Source organism: Limosilactobacillus reuteri (genome assembly GCF_002254085.1).
Lineage (GTDB): Bacteria > Bacillota > Bacilli > Lactobacillales > Lactobacillaceae > Limosilactobacillus > Limosilactobacillus reuteri_K.
In genome coordinates, this window is record NZ_NGPY01000066.1 from 82,274 (window position 1) to 103,381 (window position 21,108).

Genomic DNA, 21,108 nt, shown 5'->3' on the forward strand with positions numbered 1-21,108 from the left:
TCACAAAATTAGCTCAATAAGATGTTTTTAGTAGGGTTAGAATATTTTAAATGTTAAAATTAAGAATGTAATTGGGTGATTTTCAACTTAATTTTTTAATGAGAAGATTAGTTATTTTCATACGTTTTCAAGATGAAGTTATGATATACTCAAATACAAAAAATATGAGATGGTTCAGGAGGATCTATAGGTTTCATGGCAATTGAAGTTGGAGCAAAGGTTTCAGGTAAAGTTTCAGGAATCACTAATTTTGGTGCATTCGTTGATTTAGATGACAATCAGACAGGGCTAGTACACATCAGTCAAATCTCTGATAAATATATCAAGGATGTTCATGATGTATTGGCTGTCGGGGATGAAGTTACAGCAAAAGTAACACGGATTGGTGATGACGGTAAGATTGCCCTTTCAATCAAGGCCGCAGCTCCTCGTGAACATCAAGATCATCATGAAAATAACCATCATCGTGAAAATAATCACCGGGATTTTCATCACGAACGGAATAACAATTTCCGTGGCCACAATGATAACTTCCGTGGTGGCTTTAGTGGTCGCCACCATAATAGTCACCAACACGAAGACTTTAATGACATGTTAGCTGGCTACTTAAAGGAAAGTGAATCACGTTTATCTACTTTGAAGCGTCAAACTGATGGTAAGCGTGGCGGCCGTGGTGGTCGACGGAGCTAATATGACGGATTTACAACAAGCATTTGAGCGACACCTAGAAAGGAGTCGCTTTTTTGCTACCCAGGATAAGGTAGTAGTTGCCGTTTCAACCGGGGTCGATTCGATGGTTCTGTTAGATCTCTTGCAGCACTTGCCGTCAAAGAATCGTCCCCAGATTATTGTTGCCCATATGAACCATCAGTTACGAAAACAAAGCCAGCTTGAAGAACGGTTTATTCGGCAATATTGTAAACGAAATGATTTAAAACTAGCGGTTGCACACTGGCCACAAACTCTTCATCCACAGACCGGGGTCGAAAACGCTGCTCGGCAAGCCCGCTATCATTTTTTTCAGGAAGTGATGAAAGATAACCAAGCAAAAATCCTGCTCACGGCACACCACCAAAATGATCTAGCAGAAACAATGCTGATGAAGATGACTCGTGGTGGTCAGTTGAGTCAATTAGTGGGAATACGGGATCGGCGCCCATTTGCTTCTGGAACCTTAATTCGACCACTTTTGCCCTTTAGCAAACAGCAGTTAAAGAAATATGCTTTACAGCACCATCTTAAGTGGTATGAGGATAAGACGAATAAAGACTTGAACATTCAACGGAATCGATTTCGGCATGCGATAATTCCAATGCTTGAAGAGGAAAATCCCCAGTTGCTTTCTCACCTCGAAAGCTATCATCAACAGTTAACGGATCTTCTTGCTTGGCGTGATCAAGCAGTTGCAGATCAATTAGCAGCATGTGTTGATCAACAAGGAAGGATGATCCTGGCAAGGTTAGCGAAAAACAAGGAAATTATTCGAAAAGAAATTTTAAGACAATGGTTTAATCAACAAGGAATATATGATATTAAGGACCAGCAACTTGATGAATTGCTGCAGACCTTAGAAAACGAGAAAAAGCCACAGCAAATCATTGAATTGCCGCACCGATATATTCTTGAGAAATCCTACGCTACTTGTGCATTAAAAAAATTGGATAATCCGCTTGAGAACCTACAAAAGCCCCAAGATCATGTGATAAAATTGGAACAATGGTATCAAGTAGATTCAATAAAATTAATGGCAGTGTCAGCTGAAAAATCTTTCTTTAAGGATGAAGAGCAGGTGGTTTCGCAATGGTTTGCTTCTGATCAATTTCCACTAGGTCTACGAAAATGGCGACAAAAAGATCGTATTCGCTTAAAAAACGGTCATCACCAGTTAGTTAAACGGGTACTAATAGATCAAAAAGTTCCCCAAAAACAACGTGATCAGCAAATGGTCTTGGTCGATGCTCATGATGAGGTCGTCTGGATAGTTAATCGAAAGTGGAGTTGGTTTGAACGGCCGACCGACTATCAGCAGACATGGCAGCCATGTTTTATTGGAATAAAAAATAAGGAGAAGAAGGTAAATGAATAACGATATTGAGCGTGTCTTATATAGTGAAGAAATGCTTGGCAAACGAATGGACGAATTAGCAACGGACTTAACAAAAGACTATAAGGATAAACGGCCGATTATCATTTCCGTTCTAAGCGGAGCAGTTTTATTTACTGTTGACATGATTGAACGGCTAGATATTATGGCCCAAATCGACTTTATTGATGTTTCTAGTTATTTTGGTGGATTAGGTTCGACTGGAAAAGTTAAACTTATCCATGATTTAAAAACAGACGTTAAAGATCGGCATGTTCTAATTATGGAAGATATTGTTGATACTGGTCGTACTTTGAAATACTTGATGGACCTGTTAGCTGACCGGGGAGCAAAGAGCATCAAGGTTTGTTCATTATTAAATAAGCCAGAAGGTCGGAAAGTAGATGTTGAACCTGACTATGTTGGCTTTACGGTTCCTAAAGAATTCTTAGTTGGTTATGGTCTTGATTACAAAGGATTCTACCGAAATTTGCCATATGTTGGAATTTTGAAGCCATCTGTATACCAAAATGACTAAAAATGTTAGATAATTAGGATGACGGAAAAATCGATATTAACATGGACGGTATTTTAAAGATATTCTTAATTAACGTCCATTTTATGGATCCGTAAATATGTAGTATGTATTATTAATAACATTGGCGATAAAACTATTAATTCTTCTGTGAAATTAATGGTCAATATTTGTCAAATATGCTATGATAGTGACTACAATTATAAAATATCGTTGCTGGTAGATAGGAGGTTGTTATGAACAACAATCGTAAAAAAAATAATTTTACTCATAACGTTCTCTTCTATGCCGTGATGTTCTTGTGTATTATGGGAATCGCCTACTTCTTCTTTGGGGGTAATACCTCAAATGGACAAAGTAAGACCGTTTCCCAAAGCGAGTTTATCTCCGAACTGAAGAGTAATAAGGTTAAGAGCGTTCAGCTTCAGCCAAATGGTGGTGTATATAAGGTTACGGGTACTTACCGTAAACCCCAGTCAAATAATGACAATTCCGCCAACAATACTGGCTTTGCTCTTACACCACAACGAAACAATAAGGTAACCCAATTCCAAAGTTCTGTTTTGGAAAGTGACGTAACTGTTAGTCAACTTCAAAACTATGCTAACCGTCATAATGTAAAGATTAGTACTCGTGCTGAAGAATCTAACAGTGTCTGGATGAACCTGTTGTTGACTGTCTTGCCATTAGTCATCATGATTTTCTTCTTCTACATGATGATGGGCCAAGCTGGCCAAGGTGGTGGCGGCCGTGGAGTGATGAGCTTTGGTAAGACGAAGGCTAAGCCATCTGATGCTAAGAAAAACAAAGTTCGTTTCTCAGATGTTGCCGGTGAAGAAGAAGAGAAACAAGAATTAGTTGAAATCGTTGAATTCTTGAAGAATCCAAAGAAGTTCACTAAGCTTGGTGCTCGTATTCCATCTGGTGTTTTACTAGAGGGGCCTCCAGGTACTGGTAAGACCTTGCTAGCTAAGGCGGTTGCCGGTGAATCAGGGGTACCATTCTTCTCAATCTCTGGTTCTGACTTTGTTGAAATGTTTGTCGGGGTTGGTGCTAGTCGTGTTCGTGACTTGTTTGATCAAGCTAAGAAAGCTGCTCCAGCAATCATCTTCATTGATGAAATTGATGCTGTTGGTCGGCGCCGTGGAAATGGCATGGGCGGCGGTCACGATGAACGTGAACAAACCTTGAACCAATTGTTAGTTGAAATGGATGGTTTCCAAGGTGATGAGGGAATCATCGTCATGGCAGCTACGAACCGTTCAGATGTCTTGGATCCCGCACTTTTACGTCCAGGACGTTTTGACCGAAAGATTTTGGTTGGTCGTCCAGATGTTAAGGGCCGTGAAGCCATTCTGCGAGTTCATGCTAAGAACAAGCCAATGGCAAGCGACGTTGATTTAAAGGAAATTGCTAAACAGACTCCTGGTTTTGTGGGGGCTGACTTAGCTAACCTCTTAAACGAAGCGGCCTTATTAGCTGCGCGGCGAAACAAAACTGAAATTGATGCTGCTGACTTAGATGAAGCAGAAGACCGGGTAATTGCTGGACCAGCTAAGCATAACCGTGTCCAATCTGAACAAGAACGAAAGACTGTTGCATACCACGAAGCAGGTCACACAATTGTAGGTCTTGTATTAAATGACGCACGAGTTGTTCATAAGGTTACAATTGTTCCACGTGGGCGCGCAGGTGGATATGCTATCATGCTTCCACGTGAAGATCAGATGTTAATGTCGAAAAAGAATGCGATGGAACAAATCGCTGGTCTGATGGGTGGACGGGCTGCTGAAGAGCTTGTCTTTAAGTCACAATCTTCAGGAGCTTCGAATGACTTTGAACAAGCAACTCAAATTGCTCGTTCAATGGTTACCCAGTACGGAATGAGTGATAAGATTGGTCCAGTAGAACTGCAAAGTTCTGGTCAGGTCTTTACAGGTCAAGGCTATGACCAATCGCCTTACTCCGAAAAGACTGCTGCTTTAGTTGATGAAGAAGTACGTCGAATCTTAACTGAAGGGCACGAAACTGCCTTACACATTATTGAGACGCACCGTGAGCAACATAAGCAAATCGCTGAAGCATTACTCAAGTACGAAACGCTTGATGAAAAACAAATTCTTAGTCTATATAAGACTGGAAAAGTTCCTGATAAGGATGTGGCTGCTGAAGACGAAGAGGCACGTGCACAAACCTTTGAAGAATCCAAGCGTGAACTTGAACGATTGGAAAATGAGCGTCACGCTGAAGCAAAGGATAATCAAAATGATTCATCCGATACTAAGAGTGACAACTCAAATGATTCACAATCAAGTGATGATTCAGGCAATTCTGAAGACAAGTAAACTATTGAAAAGACGGAAGATACAAAACCTGATTGGTAGGTGGTGGTCTTCCGTTTTTTCTTTAGGATTAATTTTAAGGAGGAATTTAAAATGAAAACAACAGATTATTTAGTAAAGTCGATGACTAAGGATGGAAAGTTTCGGGCTTATGCTGTAAATGCTACCCAAGTCGTTCAAAAGGCACATGAAATTCATGATACATGGAGTGCTTCTTCTGCTGCCCTTGGTCGAACGTTAATTGGAACGATTCTCTTGGCTACTTCTAGTTTACAAGGAGAAGCAGGAATGACGGTCAAGATTCAGGGAAATGGGCCGGTTGGCTTTATTATTGCGGATGGAACTGCTGAAGGAACTGTAAAAGGCTACATGGGTAATCCACACGTTTCTTTACCAGCAAATGATAAGGGGAAGATTGATGTTGCAAAGGCAATTGGTAATCAAGGAACTCTTTCTGTAACCAAAATGGCTCCAGGCGACAAGACACCATATACCGGTGAAGTAAATTTAGTTTCTGGTGAACTTGGTGATGACTTTACTTACTACCTTGCTCAATCTGAACAAATTCCTTCAGCAGTTGGTCTTTCAGTATTCGTGAACCCTGATGAAAATATTGACGTTGCTGGTGGCTTCATGATTCAAGTAATGCCTGGTGCTAGTGATGAAGAAATTAGCAAACTTGAAAAGACATTGAAGGGCTTGCCATTGGTATCACAAATGTTACGTGATGGTGATACGCCAGAAGATATTTTGAAGAAGATTTTTGATGATGACTTAAAGATCCTTGAAACAATGCCAGTTCGTTATGCATGTGATTGCTCAAAGGAACGTTTTGCACACGCCCTTGCAAGTATCTCTAAAGATGACATGAAGAAGCTGATTGACGAAGACCACCATGCAGAAGCTGTTTGCCAATTCTGCGGGAAGAAGTACGAATTTAACGAAGACGAATTAAAGAAGATCTACGCGGAAATGACGGCGAATGATGATAAAAAATCAACAGATGAAAAGTAATTTTTGGTGCTAAGCGCGTTGATATGCTATGATAGTTGAGTTATCGGACAATTAAAAATGAAACTGGATGGCCAGCACAGTTTCTTAAGCAGTAATGAGGTGAAAAAATGAAGTGGAAAATCGGTAACGTTGAAATTCCTAATCAAGTTGTTGTTGCACCAATGGCTGGAGTAACCAATTCCGCCTTTCGGGTTATCTGTAAAAGATTTGGTGCTGGCTACGTTGTCTGTGAAATGATCTCAGACCGTGGCATTATGTACCATAATCAACGAACTTTAAATATGATGGATGTCGACCCGGAAGAACATCCAATGGGAATTCAAATTTTCGGTGGAACCAAAGAAACATTAGTTGAAGCTGCCAAGTATGTGGATCAACATACCGCAGCTGACGTGATTGATATAAATATGGGGTGTCCTGTTAATAAGGTTGTAAAAACTGACGCGGGTGCACGATGGTTACTGGATCCTAATAAAGTTTATGAAATGGTGTCATATGTTACTGATGCTGTTAAAAAGCCAGTTACCGTTAAGATGCGAACGGGTTGGGACGATAAGCATATTTTAGCTGTTGAAAATGCTTTAGCAGCTGAACGGGCAGGAGCTAGCGCGATTGCGATGCATGGTCGAACTCGAAAACAAATGTATACGGGACAAGCAGATTGGAATATACTAAAAGAAGTAGCGAGTCAATTAAAGATTCCGTTCATGGCTAACGGTGATGTACGAACACCAGAAGATGCCAAAAAGATCCTTGATATGACGGGAGCAACTGCGGCAATGATTGGCCGGGCAGCAATGGGTAATCCGTGGATGTTAAAGCGGACAGAACATTACCTTGAAACCGGCGAATTACTTCCTGAAGCAACCCCCGAACAAAAAATTGAGATGGCAAAAGACCACCTTAATCGTTTAGTTGATTTAAAAGGTGAATATGTGGGAGTTCGTGAGTTCCGTGGGTTATCTACGTACTACATCAAGGGTATTCCGCGTGCTGCCCGGACTAAGGTAGCATTAGTCGAGGCCGAAACACTTGATGAAATGAACGATATTTTTGACCGCTTTGCTGAACAAACTGCAGAACGAACTGTAAAAAGACAGCAAGCTTAATTACGAGGAGGAGAACTTAAGTGTCACAAGAACTAGATCAAATGCGCGTTCGGCGTGAAAAAATGGAAGAGTTAAAAGAAGCGGGAATTGAACCATTTGGCCGCCGCTTCAAACGAGACCATCTTGCCCAAGACTTGCATGATAAGTTTGATCAATACGATAAAGAAGAATTAAACGAGATGGGCGCCAAAGTAATTATTGCGGGGCGAATGACAAGAAAGCGGAGTAGCGGTAAAGCTGGGTTCGCTGACTTTGTTGATCGGACTGGTAAGATTCAAGTTTACGCTCGTAAGGATATGGTAGGTGATGAACCTTACCATGTTTTCAAGCGGTCAGATATTGGTGACTTCCTGGGAATTGAAGGGGATGTTATCAAGACAGATACAGGCGAATTAACTGTTCGTGCACATAAAATTACCTTCTTGTCAAAAGCATTGCGTCCGCTTCCTAATAAGTGGGATGGGGTTACTGATCCTGAAACTATCTATCGTCAGCGTTACCTTGATTTAATTTCTAACCCAGAAAGTTTCAAGCGTTTCCACCAACGGACAGCGATCATCAAGGCTGTCCGGAAGTACATGGATGATAATGGCTTTACAGAGGTTGAAACCCCAATCTTGAATACGCAAGCTGGTGGTGCTAATGCGCGTCCATTTATCACTCACCACAATGCGCTTGATATTGATATGTACTTGCGGATTGCTACCGAATTGTACCTCAAGCGGTTAATCGTTGGGGGCTTTGAACGGGTATACGAATTGGGTCGGATTTTCCGGAATGAAGGGATGGATCCTCACCATAACCCTGAATTTACTACAATGGAAACTTATGCTGCTTACTTTGACTTCCAAGATGTTATGGATGAAACGGAAGGAATCGTTAAGGCAGCAGCTAAAGTTGTTTCAGATGATGGAACGATTACTTACCAAGGACATGAAATTGACCTTGGAGGAAACTTTAAACGGATCACGATGGTGGATGCCGTTAAGGAAAAGACTGGCATTGACTTCAGCGATGAATCAATGACGGACGAAGATGCTAAGAAGTTAGCCGATGAGCACAAGGTTGAATATAAGCCTTACTGGACAAAGGGGCATATCTTGAACGCATTTTTTGAAGAGTTCGTTGAAGACACACTTATTCAACCAACTTTTGTCTATGAATTCCCAGTCGAAGTTTCACCATTAGCAAAGCGGAATGCTGATAATCCTGCGATGACTGATCGTTTCGAATTGTATGTTGATGGTAGCGAATTGGCAAATGCCTTTAGTGAATTAAACGATCCAATTGACCAGAAGGAACGTTTTGAAATGCAAGCAAAGGAAAAAGCTAACGGTAATGATGAAGCTGAACCAGTCGACTTAGATTACGTTCAAGCCCTCGAATACGGAATGCCGCCTACTGGGGGACTTGGTATCGGAATCGATCGTCTTGTAATGCTGCTTACTGATGCAAAGTCAATTCGTGACGTAATCCTCTTCCCAACTATGCGTCCCGAAAAGGAAGAAACGAACGATAAGAAGAAAAAGAACAAGAAGAAGTAAGACCAGTAATTGTTGTAATGCTGGGCTTTGGGGGCAATTTAAGCCATTGCTTTATCTTGCTTATTAGTATTAAAATTGCTTATAAAAAATGGTGTGTACACCAAAAATACACCATTTTTTAGAAAAGAAAGTAAAAAGGGTCTGGCGCAAAAAATGTAAGAACCCGTATCTGATTTGCTCAGGTACGGGTTCTTTCTACGTTTATTAGGTTATTTCAATACACCATTTCGGTGGATGTTTTAATTAGGACACAAGTATTTCTAGTTATAAATAGTGTAAAATAGGGATTATCAGATGGAATCGACTTAATATTTCTACTTATTATCCACTAGAAGCTCTTTTAAGCCACTTTAATTATGATTAGGTTAAATTATATGCTTGTTAATAAAAATGGCTAAAAAGCTATCAGAAACAATATTTATATTATCTGAACCGAAAAGTTATTTGGGGTGTTATCTAAGTTTATTTGTTATACGTTATCCGAAAGCTTTGTGTAGTTGAGAGGAGCCAAACAGATGAAAGCTTTATTAGTAATTGATTTGCAAAATGGTGTTTGTAACCAAGGTGGCCAGAAATTGTGGCAATTACCAGTATTAATTCATTTGGTTAACCAACGAATTAATCAGTATAGTGCCCAGGACCTACCAATAATTTTTATCCAACATGAAGATGATACCTTAGTTGCTGGAACGACGGATTGGCAACTACTACCAGAGCTTAACTTTATGAAGGACGACCTTGTCATTAGGAAAAGTCATCCGAATGCTTTTTACCAAACAGACTTACAATATTTTTTAAAACAGTTGCAAATTAACGAGTTGGAAATTTGTGGAGCTCAAACAGAATACTGTATCGATGCAACGGTTAAAATGGCGCATGGTTTAGGTTACCAGCTGACAATGAAACCGGGAGCTAGTAGCACTATTGACAATCAATTTATGACTGCGGAAGAGACACGTCGTTATTTTGAATGGCTTTGGGGAAAGAACTTCCTGAGCTATTGCTAAATTTCTCTGTAAATTACTCGAAACGAAATATAAAAGGTTGATTACCTGCCGTACAGAATTCTTGCTTTAATTCTGAAGGGGTAGTAGTATGCTCAACTTTTTTCTCATGATTACTCCTCCATAATTCTATAACACTATAGTTATAAACAATCATAATAGTTGTAGTTGAATTAGGTAAGACAAAAAGGTAGGTACTGTGACATAAGTCCCTAAATTAAGAAGATCCATTCGGAAATTGAAAAAATTTTCGAATGGATCTTTCCTTTTTGATTTAATGTCTTTAGACCTAGTTGAGTGCGTGAGCAGAGCGAATGCACGAAACAAAAAACCACCTGCTATGCGGGTGGGCGATAAAAATTATATAAAAAAGGCCTCTTTTGCCTTAAGGTGTAGGTGTTCAAGCCAAAGTCAATAAGGGGAAAGAGGTTATATAAATATGGCTAATAAATTAAATAGCTTAGCCCATACGAAGTAGTTATGTAAATATCACATAAAGTATAGGCATAAAGCGATTTTTAATCAATACCGAAGAGACCTAGAAGAAACCTAAGAGATTATATTCGTTTGTTGTGCAAATATAAGGGAGTAGAAATAATTGAAGGTCATATGATGCCAGATCATGTGCACTTGTTAGTAAGTATTCCGCCGAAGCTAAGTGTATCGCAGTTTATGGGATACTTAAAAGGGAAAAGTGCATTAATGATGTTTGATCGACATGCAAACTTAAAATACAAATATGGGAACCGACATTTTTGGGCTGAAGGCTACTATGTGAGTACAGTTGGATTAAATGAATCAACGATAAAGAAGTATATCCGAGACCAAGAGAAACATGATATAGCAATGGATAAGCTAACAAGTGTGGAATATTCGGACCCTTTTAAGGGTAAGTGAGGTAGTACAAATACCGCTTAAAGCGGTGACAAAGTAGTCAGAGCATTTTGGCTTGAGCAAAGCGAAAGCCAGCGTCTTGAGACGCCGGCTTTTATTATCGGCTTATAGCCGATGTGCAAACTACCCGATTGACGGGTGGTTATGATTAAGGAGCTAGGAAATCCTCGACAATTAAGTCATAAGATTCTAGCGGATTACTCAATTAAGGCTAATAATGAGGAAATTAAGAATAACCATACAGCATCACCCCGGTCCAACTGGCGGTTTTTTTGGTTAGTAGTTATTGCAATCATTACATCGCCGATTACGTTTGTGTTAAGTCTGGGAGCATTAATCGTTCTTATTTGCGCCTTGGCAGCTGTCTTTCGGGTCAGTGTGGGAATATTAGGAACCCTAGTTGGCTTGATTTTTAGTAGCGGGGTAATGATCTATTCAGGACTTGGAGTTATTGCTGCTGCACCAAGGACGGGGATCCTGTATGCCGGAATTGGGGTAACAATGATTGGCTTTTTACTCTTATGTATTCCCGTAGGATATTGGATTATTCGCTGGTTAGCACAGGCAATTGCTAATTTAGCTAAGTATATTTACCAAAAACTACTTCAAAGGAAGGCTGAGAAGCATGAAAAAACATTTAAGGTTGGTTTAGGAATACTTGTTATTGGGATTGTTTTAATGGTAGTTGGCTTTGCTGGTCACGGAATGAAAAATGTTAGTTTTGAGGGAACTACCCCAGTAATTGAGAAACAAGTTACTAAAAAATTAAGCACAGCTAAAGAGTTTAATAGAGTTAATCTTACTAGCTCAAGTGCTAATGTTTTAATCAAGACAGGATCAAAATTTTCAATTAGTTACCAAGGTAGTAATGCACGACTTCCTAAGGTTACGGTAACTAATCAGCCCGCAACCATTCATCAAGATGAAGGGCGTGGGATATTCTTTTCCTACAATAATGGAGACGATACCATTATTATTACAGTGCCTAAGGGAACTAAATTAGCCGGAAAACTTGATGTCGCTGATGGCGATTTGAGTATTACAAATGTTGATTTGGAGAACATGGATGTTAACATTGGCTCTCTGATGGGTAAAAAGTTGGTGACAACGAACATATTTGGTATCAACCAAATACCATGACGAAACTCGCTAATAAGTTAGCTAAGGATTATGGTAAAATTGATCCTCAACATGCTGACTACTACCACCAGAATGTTAAAAAATATATCACATCATTAGATCAACTTGACCAAAAGATTGCTCAAGTTAAGAGCCAGGTAAATCCGCAAAAGAAGGAAGCTGCGGTAAGTGAACCGGTATTTGACTACGCGTTGGAAAACCTTGGTTATAAAGTAATGGATCAACACTTTGAAAAGGCAATTGAAGAGGGAACCGATCCTTCACCTAAGGATATTCCTCAAATTCAGACTGCAATCAAGAACCACCAAATTGCTTTCTTTGTTGATAATACACAAGCAAGTGATCATGTTGTAGATAATCTTGTTAAGCTTGCTAAAAAGAATCATGTTCCCGTTTTAAGGGTGACTGAAACAAAGCCAAGTCGAAAGATGACTTATACAGAATGGATGATGAAACAATATCAGAAATTATCATCTATCCAGCAACAATAATTTTAATCTCTCAATAATAAAAAATGATCTCCAGAGTTCACACTGGGGGCCGTTTGTGTATTTCACTGTTTATTCTTTATTTAAGTAATAAGGATTAACCTCTTATATTTGACTTTCTCTTTCTCAGTTAGCTTTGGGGAACTATGTCTTTTTTAAAGAATGGGAGTAATTAAGAAGGAGCGTTGCAACTTGCTCTTGAATGCTTGTCCTTGGTCCATAGGGATAGGAGAGATAAATTCTTCTATGAAAGCCATTTTTCCCAATTTTATGTAATGAAATTTTTTCAAGATTAGCTGTAGAGTTCCAGGATAACTCAGGAACAAAACATGAAGCATAGCCCTGAGCTACTAAATTAATCATGAGATTACGATCGCCTGTTCGTAATACAACTTGAGGATCTATTCTTTGTGCAGAAAGAAAGCGTTGGATAAAGTCGGCAAATGGTGACTCGTTCATTTCAATTAGGGGCAGTTGGTTAATTTTTTCCAATTGAAATGTTGATTGTGAATTTTCCTTACTCGTTGCCAAAAAGACTTCTTCGGATAGTAATAATTCGTTATGTTGCTCAGGAACCGGTAGAGGTACAAGCTGAAAATCATAATGCCGAGGATCGTTATCGATTTTACTTTGGATAAATTGAAGATTAATTTGTGGATATTTGTTATGAATTATTTTGAGAAACGAAACCAGTAAGGGAGTAGTTTCACACATCTTAATAGTGATCTTTTTATTGTTAAGTGAGTGAATTGCCTTTACATTTTCCTTTGCTAACCGTAGTTGATTGAATGACCGATTAACTACCGTAAAAAATAATTACCTTGAGCGGTCAAGATTAGCTTCTTTCCTTGACGAATAAATAACGAAACGCCTAATTCGTTCTCCAACTCCCGAATACTGCGACTGATAGATGGTTGTGCAACATGTAATTTAGTTGCCGCTTTTGTCATATTCATTGTTTTGACGACTTCGGTAAAGTATTTCAATTGCGATAAGTTCATCTTTGTTACCTCTTTCATAGCAATTTTGTTACTAACTACATAAAAAGTAATATTGGATTTTAAAAATAAATGATAATATTCTAATTATATTATAATTTTTGGGGTGATGAAATGACAATTGATGACTATGTTAGGAAAAATCAGCAGCAGTTTATTAATCTATTGGCTAACTTTGTAAGTCAAAAAAGTCTTAGTCAAACAGGAGAAGGAATCCAAGCAACGGTTAAATTCTTGAAAGAACTTTTAGAACAATTTATTCATGCGAAAGTGGAGATTATTGAAACGGCTGGTAATCCAATTATTATCGCAACACTTTCTCCAGGAAAGGATAATGAATATTTGTTTTATGGGCATTATGATGTTCAGTTACCAGGAGAATTGGCTGAATGGAAAGTAAAGCCATTCAAATTGACTCAGCGTGATGGTCGCTTGTATGGTCGCGGTACTGGCGATAATAAGGGCCAATTAATTGCACAAATATGTGGTTTTTATGTTTATCAGCAATTATATGGGGAGTTACCTTTTACAGCCAGAATTCTCATTGAGGGTGAAGAGGAGATTGGAAGTCCGCACCTTATTCAAGCAGTTCGCACCTTGAAAGATCCGTACCTAAATAACCTTTCAGCAGTTTTTGTAATGGATGGATCAATAAGTCAATCAGGAGATCATGTTTTACGATTAGGAAACCGGGGTGTCTTATCGTTTAGGTTAGGAGTAAGGACTAACGGAAGTGATCTGCATTCAGGAAATTTTGGAAATGTTAGTAAGAATGCGGCTGTTGAACTTATGCGGGCTTTAAATAAGCTAATTAACCCATTGACTGGTCAATGTAGAATTAAGGAATTTTATAAAGAAGTCGTTGAGCCAAGCAGTCAAGAACGAGAGTGGTTAAATGCTCTGCCAAGTCAGTACAATATTCCAGCACCAATTTATAAGAATAAATTTGATTATTACTATCGTCTGATGTTTCAGCCATCAATGACAATTAACGGTTTGAGTAGTGGTTATGAGGGAAATGGGGTAAAAACAATTATTCCAGGCAAAGCAACTGCAATTATTGATTGCCGCTTGGTTGCTAACCAAACATGTGATGAGGCAATTAAATTAATTAATGACACGCTTAAAGCAGAATTAGATGAGAAACAAATCCAAATTAAGTACTTGGTTAAGCTTGATCCTGTAAAAATTGAAGCAAGTAACCCATTAATCCCTCGGCTGGTTTCGACAATTACAGAAGCCACCGGTAAAGCATTGATTGAGCCGGTAATGCCTGGCAGTGTTCCTAATTATATTTGGAGAGATATTATCGGGATTCCGCCGTTTACTATTCCCTTAGCAAATTATGATCAGCATAATCATGCACCAAATGAGAATATAACAATTGATGCTTTTCTTGATGGGATAAAGATTATTGCTTATCTTTGTCGAAATTTAAATTCTAAATAGTGGAAAGAAGGTTACCTTATGGATGAATCACAACATTTAGTGAGCCAGAATGAAAGGCCAAAGTCGTATCGAACATTAGTATTAGTTTTTTTAGGATTTATTATTTGCTTTATTGATCGTTCTGCAATGAATATTGCACTTGCTTATGTTGGAAAAAGCTTTACGTTAACTCCAGCTCAATTAGGAGTAGTCGGCTCTGCTTTTTTCTTTAGTTATTCATTAATGCAGGTTCCAGGTGGTTGGCTTGTCGACCGGTTTGGTACTAAATGGATGACGGTGCTCTCGCTTTTGGCCTGGTCAGTATTTACCGTGATGACAGGATTTGCTTGGTCATTTACTTCGCTAATTATTATTAGGGTTTTGTTTGGAATTGGTGAAGGATCATATCCGTCAGCAGCAATGAAACAGGTCCGCTTGGCATTCCCAGAAAATAAACGTGGTCAAGCATCCGCGGTTGCTATTTCATCTAATTATATTGGAAATGCACTAGCGCCGTTTATTGTAGCTCCCTTGATTGCCTTGTTAAGTTGGCGTGGTGCATTTCATGTCGTTGGGGTGTTAGGCCTTGTTTATTTGGCATTCTATTATTTCTTCGAGCGACCATTAAATCGTGAAATTCCAGATTATGATACAGGAGCTCAAAAGGTTAAAGGAAAGTTTGACTGGCGAGTATTAAGCTTTTCGGTAGTTGTATTTGGCTTTAGCGTGATTACAAAGGGATTAGATACTTGGATGCCTACTTACCTTCTTCAAGCACGTCATATTAATCTAAAAGGAATTGCTTGGTTAGTTCCCCTTCCTTCCATTACGGCAGGGCTCGGATCATTTATCGCCGGATTCATTATGGTTAAGTTCTTTACCGGTCACGAGAAATGGCTAATTTCCCTTTCAGCTCTAGTAACTATGGTATTCATGTATGGAATGTTTCATTCACTAAGTTTGACCGGGGTGATTACCTTTGAAGTATTAGCCTATTTTACTAAATCAATTGGTTTCGCTGCCTCCTATGCTTTTGTGGCACAATTAGTTGCAAAAACAAATTACGGGGCGTCAATTGGGGTAGTTAATTTTGGTGGGCAACTCGCGGGCTTCTTAGCACCAATTCTAATTGGCCTTGTTATCCAAGGTACTCATAGCTATACTGCAGCCTTCTTGGTATTAACATTCTTTGCATTACTGGCATTTGTTGCTTCATTAACTATCCATGGTAAAAAAGTAAATTAGTAGGGAGAAAGTGATGAGATGAAAATTGAAAAGGCACGATTATTTAAAATTGATTTACCCTTAAGGAACGCTTTTGAGGTTAGCTTCGGTGTAATTAAGTATAAGCGCACGATTATCTTAGAGTTGACGGATCAGAATAGTAATTGTGGATATTCAGAGTGTTCAGCTTTTGATGTTCCATTTTATAATGAAGAATTTCGCTCAGGAGCATGGGAACTATTAAAAGAACAATTATTACCCAAAGTTGTTGGCCATGACATTAATCATCCAGATGATATTTATCAACTATTTAGTCATATTCGGCGAAATAATATGAGCAAAGCATGTGTAAATTGTGCACTCTGGGATTTATATGCTAAGCAGCTTCAGCTTCCATTAGCAAAAGCACTAGGCGGAGACAAACAAAAAGTTGAAGTTGGGGTTAGTATTGGTGTTCAATCCTCACCAGAGAAATTAGTTGAAACGGTTCGCAGCTATCTCAATGATGGTTATCGGCGAATAAAAATGAAAATAAAACCGGGAGCTGATTATCAGTTTATTAAAGCTGTCCGGAACGAGTTCCCAGAAGCAATACTGATGGCTGATGCCAATTCGGCATACCACTTAAAAGATTTGCCGATGTTACAACGGCTTGATGAGTTGGGGTTAATCATGATTGAACAGCCGTTGGAACCAGGCGATTTAGTCGATCATGCACAACTCCAATCCAAATTAAAGACAGCGATTTGTCTGGATGAAAGTATCCTTTCGTTAGCTGATGCTAAGCAAATGATTCGATTAGGTAGTGGTCGTATTATTAATATTAAAGTTGCTCGGGTTGGCGGATTAGGAGTAGCAAAACAAATTCAGGAATATGCAAGTAAGCATGGTATTCAATGCTGGTGTGGCGGGATGTTAGATTCTGGAGTGGCAAGAGCGGAAAATATTGCAATTGCTACTCTCCAAGGATATACACTTCCTAATGATATCGCTGCCTCAACTCGTTATTATAATCAAGATATTATCAAACCAGTAGTTGAGGTGGATGGAACTTACGTCAATGTTCCTCATCGTCCCGGACTAGGCTACGAAATTGATTGGAACAATATGAGAAAATTTTGTAAAGCGGAACTGGTATTAAAGTAAAAAATTTGAGTAGCAAAAAGAGGCTGGGAAAAAACTCCTACTCCAAAATAAAAACCGGATGATAAATTTTTTGAACAATTCATCATCCGGTTTTTATGTACACAGGAAATCGTTCCTGATATGCTGTAATTACCATAAAACAACCAAAAGGAGCGATTTCCATGTATCAAAATTATACCATAGGACAAACCGAATTCGTACTAAACTATAACTATGATTTACCACAAAATCATATTGCGCGACTAATTAGTGATTTTGTCGACTCGATTCCACAAGATGTGCTATTAGAAGATTCAGGAGCGGCTACTGGCCGCCCTTCATCGCATCCAGCAATTATGCTTAAGATTCTCTTGTTTGCCTACGCACGTCAAACTTATTCTGGAAGAAAGATTGAAATGATGTTGGATGAGAACCTGCCAATGCGTTGGTTAGCTCATGATTATACTTATAGCTACCATACCATCAATAACTTTCGCCGCAGTCAGCACGCTAGTAAGCTAATTAAACATGCCTTTGTCTACTTTACCATGGCTTTGAAAGATCACGGACTAATTCAAAATGATGCAATTTTTATCGATGGGACCAAGGTGGAAGCCGATGCCAATAAATATTCATTTACTTGGCGGAGGGCAGTTGAAAAGTATCACGCTAAGTTAAGAGAAAAGACAAGTAAGCTTTATGAGGAACTAGTAGAAAAGCAAGTGGTGCAAAAAATGGCACCGGAGCTGGTTACTTCCGCCGAAGGCATGGAAGTAATGGAACAAGAACTGGCGGAGAAAATCACTAAATTAGATGAAGAGATTAAGCAAGAACCAAAAATCATCAAAGGTGGTTCAGTTAGAAAACGGCGCCGTCGTTTTCTAAAAAAGCTTCGTCACCAATTAAGCAACGACCTAATTCCGCGTGCCAAAAAGTATGAACGTGCTGAAAATATCTTCCAAGGTCGTAATAGCTATTCCAAAACTGACCACGATGCGACCTTCATGTGTATGAAGGAAGATCCGATGATGAATCGGGAGTTAAAGCCCGGCTATAACTTGCAAATCGCTACCCATAAGCAATTTGTACTTGATTACGGGCTGTTTTCAAATCCAACTGACACCAGGACCTTAGTGCCATTCCTTACCCAGTTTCATGCTTTAGATTTCTTTGAACATATCGTCGCCGATGCAGGCTATGGTAGTGAGTATAATTACATAATGATTCTTGATCGGTTTAAAAAGCAGTCGGTTATCCCATATACAACCTATCAAAAGGAACAGAAACGTAAATTTAAAAACGATCCAACTAAATCACAAAATTGGCAGTATAATGCCGAGAATGATTACTACATCGATCATTTAGGAGTCCGTTTTAGCTTTTATCGATATAGTAAGCGAACCGATAAATATGGTTTCGAACGTGATTTCAAACTCTATCGAGCGGATAAGCACCAACTGTCAGTGCAATTGGATGAGTTGGCAAAAACACCAGGTGGTCGGCAACGCTATATGCAGGTTAACCCAACGTGGAATTATTACAAGGCTAAAGTAAAAGCAACCCTCTCAAGTAACGAAGGCAAGGCAATTTATCGTCGACGGAAGTTCGACGTTGAGCCAGTCTTTGGTCACATGAAGAGGGATTTTGGCATACGCCGAACTCATCTACGTGGACAACGGGCTGTGGAAAATGACATGGGGCTAACCCTGATGGCATTAAATCTAACGAAATTTGGTCAATCAATTAGTCGATTGGAGACTAATTTCATAAATAATTTAAAATCCGGACTACGATTTTTGAATAGATCAAAAATCATAGTCCGGATTTTACTGTTAGAGAATCAAGAATTAATAGTTAATTCCCAGCCTCTCTAATTATTATTTTTGGCTGGTGATGGTTTATTATAGCCATAATTTCCAGTGACTGAAACGGTGGCATCTGGATTAAGGCCTGGATCAGCAGCTCCTGGTAGGTGAAACGCGCTATTAGCTGGCGGAGTTACTGCTATTTCTGTTGAGTGAGATAATTGGGGAATCCAATCATAAGGAATCCGATAGGCCCGATAAATTAGATGATCAGCAATGTATGGATAAATATATTCCCAAACTATTTCATGACTTGGCGTAACCTCTAAGAAACGTCCGCCGGCACCTTCGTCAATTAATGTATTTCCATTTGGAAGTCGTTGGACGCTACCCTGTAATGGGGAGTAGAAGTAATTCGCGTGGGCTGCTACCTTATAGCCCATATCCTTTGCAGAAAAGCTCCATTTCTTTTCTAAAGTAATTGGGTTAAATTCAATTACTTCTGATCCATCAATGCGTGTTGTTTTCATTCCAGTTGACGAGGTTTGATTAGGTGCACCATAACCAGACCAGCCTCCATTGTTGAGAGCAAGAATATTTCCCGCGCCAGGTAATCCTTTAGGAATTAAATGCACATTATGCATCCCTACTAGGGGTCCTAATTTACGTAAAGCAAAACTCTTAGTAAAGTCAGGGCCTAATAGCCAAACGATTTTCCCAGTATCGTGGTCAACAATCCAACTCATCATTGCTTCACGTGAACCCATTAGAATGTTATTCGGTTTAAATCGCTGGTCACCCTGATCAAACCATTTATTTGGTCCGAGGTAGCTAGCATAATTAATATGAAATACATCCCCTTCATTACTAGCAGATTGAAAGTTGGGGTTCTTAAAGATTGCATTTTTTTGTTCATCAGTTAATGGGAAATCATTAAAATGATCTAATGTACTCCAAGACCAAAGCTTGTTGCCATCGCGGTCAATTTCTAATAAGACATGGTCAAGAAGGGGATAGGGGGATATTGAATCAATTTTTCGATCATGGTGAGTAAGAAGTAAAACTTTTTTAAAATCATCTTTTGTTTCTTGCCCAGGTACGAAATACCCCACAGGATTTCCTTCAAGTTGATAATCGTGGTGGACTCTTGCAACCCATGTTTTTCCTATCTCTTGATCGGTAACTTCTTCATTGTGGGTAAATGACCATCGAATATTACCATCCCAATCAATTTCAGTTAAATCGGCATAGTCTTGATAAGCGTCACTGCTTTTTCGACAGCGTAAAGAGCCGAAAACCTTGCCACCATTAATCATTTTATTAGGGAAGCCTTGTAGATCTTTCCATTCGTGAACAATTTTTCCGTTCATATCGATTAAGATTGTACCTTCATTTTTAGCATTGAATAGTGTATAGCCCGACCAAGTTTTACTAGGTCTGAAGTTAGTAACTCCGGTTGGAAATATTGATTGTCCCATTTTTTCACTCCTTTGATTATTCAAAACTTAGAAAGTAGTAAGTACAAGCTAGAGAGTTTTTTTACTGTTGCGAAGATAGCAGATTCTGTGGTGTTTAGACCAGTAATAACAAAATAATCTGGTGCTTTTAACAGGAGCTGTTCTTAACACTTTCCAGATATCGCTTACATTATTGATCAAATAAATATTATAATCAATAATTTTGCAGAGCTAAGAATTGCTAATTACTTTAAGATTGGCATATCGTAGTAAATATTAATAGCACATAAACCTGAAGCCAAGAGCTGCGGTAATTAACTAGGATTCTTGAATTCATTCTAGAAAAGCAGAAAAGATAATTTCATCGAGCTAAGTTAGATGTAGTAAAAAGGATTTTTTGAAAAAGTTAGTGATAAAAATTACGTGAGTTTTTACTAAATTAAAGAGTATTTGCCAATTATTTCTGCTTTAATACATACAATTTAATTCGAGAAAAGTAGAAAGTTCGGCTATTTAAAATAGTGAAAAAAGTTAATAAAAAAGTGTTGACGAGGGAGTAAAATCCATGTATAGTAATTATCGTTGTCAAAACAGCTAAGTGCTATTGAGATGGTTTAACAAAAAAGTTGGAAATAGCTGTTGACATCTGATTGACAACATGATATAATAATAAAGTTGCTGATTGAGTTACTGATCAGAAGGAATTCAAAATTAATTAAAATTTCTTCTTGACAAGCTAATCCGATATATGTTATAATAAATGTGTTGATTGGCTGCTTGATTAGCCGACAGGTAGACCTTTGAAAACTGAACAAAGTTTCGACGAATCAAATGTGTAGGGTCTTCAATCACGATGTGATTTGAAGCAAAACATTTGCGAAGTCAATTCGCTTAATAACAAAGATAATTGAGAGCTAT

17 protein-coding genes and 1 pseudogene are annotated in these 21,108 nt (G+C 38.7%); 15 read left to right on the forward strand and 3 right to left on the reverse strand.

Annotated elements, in window-relative coordinates; all coding sequences use genetic code 11:
* Positions 1 to 195 precede the first annotated feature (195 nt).
* From CBG10_RS09390 to CBG10_RS11290, 11 genes and pseudogenes are all read left to right on the forward strand, one after another.
* The gene (locus CBG10_RS09390) at positions 196 to 690 is read left to right on the forward strand and encodes a S1 domain-containing RNA-binding protein (protein ID WP_003665652.1); all 495 of its coding nucleotides are present in this window, start codon (positions 196 to 198) and stop codon (positions 688 to 690) included.
* 1 nt (position 691) lies between these two features.
* Positions 692 to 2,086, forward strand: coding sequence for a tRNA lysidine(34) synthetase TilS (gene tilS, locus CBG10_RS09395; RefSeq protein WP_094501057.1), 1,395 nt, complete (start codon positions 692 to 694; stop codon positions 2,084 to 2,086).
* The gene (hpt, locus tag CBG10_RS09400; RefSeq protein ID WP_003665656.1) at positions 2,079 to 2,621 is read left to right on the forward strand and encodes a hypoxanthine phosphoribosyltransferase; all 543 of its coding nucleotides are present in this window, start codon (positions 2,079 to 2,081) and stop codon (positions 2,619 to 2,621) included. Before tilS ends, hpt begins: the two co-directional genes overlap by 8 nt.
* Before the next feature lie 233 nt (positions 2,622 to 2,854).
* Positions 2,855 to 4,963 (forward strand): ATP-dependent zinc metalloprotease FtsH, encoded by a 2,109-nt coding sequence (ftsH, locus tag CBG10_RS09405; protein WP_094501059.1) that lies wholly within the window; start codon positions 2,855 to 2,857, stop codon positions 4,961 to 4,963.
* Positions 4,964 to 5,053: 90 nt separating this feature from the next.
* Positions 5,054 to 5,974 carry an Hsp33 family molecular chaperone HslO gene (hslO, locus tag CBG10_RS09410; protein ID WP_029507900.1) on the forward strand — a complete coding sequence of 307 codons (921 nt, stop codon included), beginning with the start codon at positions 5,054 to 5,056 and terminating at the stop codon, positions 5,972 to 5,974.
* Positions 5,975 to 6,081: 107 nt separating this feature from the next.
* Positions 6,082 to 7,083 (forward strand): tRNA dihydrouridine synthase DusB, encoded by a 1,002-nt coding sequence (gene dusB, locus CBG10_RS09415; RefSeq protein ID WP_094512437.1) that lies wholly within the window; start codon positions 6,082 to 6,084, stop codon positions 7,081 to 7,083.
* A 20-nt stretch (positions 7,084 to 7,103) separates the two neighbouring features.
* Positions 7,104 to 8,627, forward strand: a complete 1,524-nt coding sequence (gene lysS / locus CBG10_RS09420; protein WP_094512439.1) for a lysine--tRNA ligase — start codon at positions 7,104 to 7,106, stop codon at positions 8,625 to 8,627.
* Between the two features lie 515 nt (positions 8,628 to 9,142).
* On the forward strand, positions 9,143 to 9,634 hold the full coding sequence (locus tag CBG10_RS09425; RefSeq protein WP_094512440.1) for a cysteine hydrolase family protein: 492 nt from the start codon (positions 9,143 to 9,145) through the stop codon (positions 9,632 to 9,634).
* A 490-nt stretch (positions 9,635 to 10,124) separates the two neighbouring features.
* Positions 10,125 to 10,528: pseudogene (gene tnpA / locus CBG10_RS09430) on the forward strand (IS200/IS605 family transposase).
* A gap of 141 nt (positions 10,529 to 10,669) precedes the next feature.
* Positions 10,670 to 11,665 (forward strand): DUF4097 family beta strand repeat-containing protein, encoded by a 996-nt coding sequence (locus CBG10_RS11615; RefSeq protein ID WP_225359326.1) that lies wholly within the window; start codon positions 10,670 to 10,672, stop codon positions 11,663 to 11,665.
* The gene (locus tag CBG10_RS11290) at positions 11,662 to 12,156 is read left to right on the forward strand and encodes a metal ABC transporter solute-binding protein, Zn/Mn family (RefSeq protein ID WP_179225392.1); all 495 of its coding nucleotides are present in this window, start codon (positions 11,662 to 11,664) and stop codon (positions 12,154 to 12,156) included. Before CBG10_RS11615 ends, CBG10_RS11290 begins: the two co-directional genes overlap by 4 nt.
* 141 nt (positions 12,157 to 12,297) lie before the next feature.
* On the opposite strand, the gene CBG10_RS09445 is transcribed toward CBG10_RS11290, so the two are convergent.
* Both CBG10_RS09445 and CBG10_RS09450 read right to left on the reverse strand, forming a co-directional pair.
* Positions 12,298 to 12,867, reverse strand: a complete 570-nt coding sequence (locus tag CBG10_RS09445; protein ID WP_094512442.1) for a LysR family transcriptional regulator substrate-binding protein — start codon at positions 12,865 to 12,867, stop codon at positions 12,298 to 12,300.
* An 86-nt stretch (positions 12,868 to 12,953) separates the two neighbouring features.
* Positions 12,954 to 13,154, reverse strand: coding sequence for a LysR family transcriptional regulator (locus CBG10_RS09450; RefSeq protein WP_094512443.1), 201 nt, complete (start codon positions 13,152 to 13,154; stop codon positions 12,954 to 12,956).
* A 111-nt stretch (positions 13,155 to 13,265) separates the two neighbouring features.
* Here CBG10_RS09450 and CBG10_RS09455 point away from each other — a divergent pair, with 111 nt between their 5' ends.
* From CBG10_RS09455 to CBG10_RS09470, 4 genes are all read left to right on the forward strand, one after another.
* Positions 13,266 to 14,600 carry a M20/M25/M40 family metallo-hydrolase gene (locus CBG10_RS09455; protein ID WP_094509820.1) on the forward strand — a complete coding sequence of 445 codons (1,335 nt, stop codon included), beginning with the start codon at positions 13,266 to 13,268 and terminating at the stop codon, positions 14,598 to 14,600.
* Positions 14,601 to 14,618: 18 nt separating this feature from the next.
* Complete coding sequence (locus tag CBG10_RS09460) at positions 14,619 to 15,824, forward strand: MFS transporter (RefSeq protein WP_094509818.1); 1,206 nt, start codon at positions 14,619 to 14,621, stop codon at positions 15,822 to 15,824.
* Positions 15,825 to 15,842: 18 nt separating this feature from the next.
* Positions 15,843 to 16,949, forward strand: a complete 1,107-nt coding sequence (menC, locus tag CBG10_RS09465) for an o-succinylbenzoate synthase (RefSeq protein ID WP_094509816.1) — start codon at positions 15,843 to 15,845, stop codon at positions 16,947 to 16,949.
* Between the two features lie 161 nt (positions 16,950 to 17,110).
* Positions 17,111 to 18,802 (forward strand): IS1182 family transposase, encoded by a 1,692-nt coding sequence (locus tag CBG10_RS09470; RefSeq protein WP_094512445.1) that lies wholly within the window; start codon positions 17,111 to 17,113, stop codon positions 18,800 to 18,802.
* Here CBG10_RS09470 and CBG10_RS09475 read toward each other — a convergent pair.
* Positions 18,799 to 20,211, reverse strand: a complete 1,413-nt coding sequence (locus tag CBG10_RS09475) for an arylsulfotransferase family protein (protein WP_094509652.1) — start codon at positions 20,209 to 20,211, stop codon at positions 18,799 to 18,801. The two genes, CBG10_RS09470 and CBG10_RS09475, sit on opposite strands and share 4 nt — an antisense overlap.
* Positions 20,212 to 21,108 lie beyond the last annotated feature (897 nt).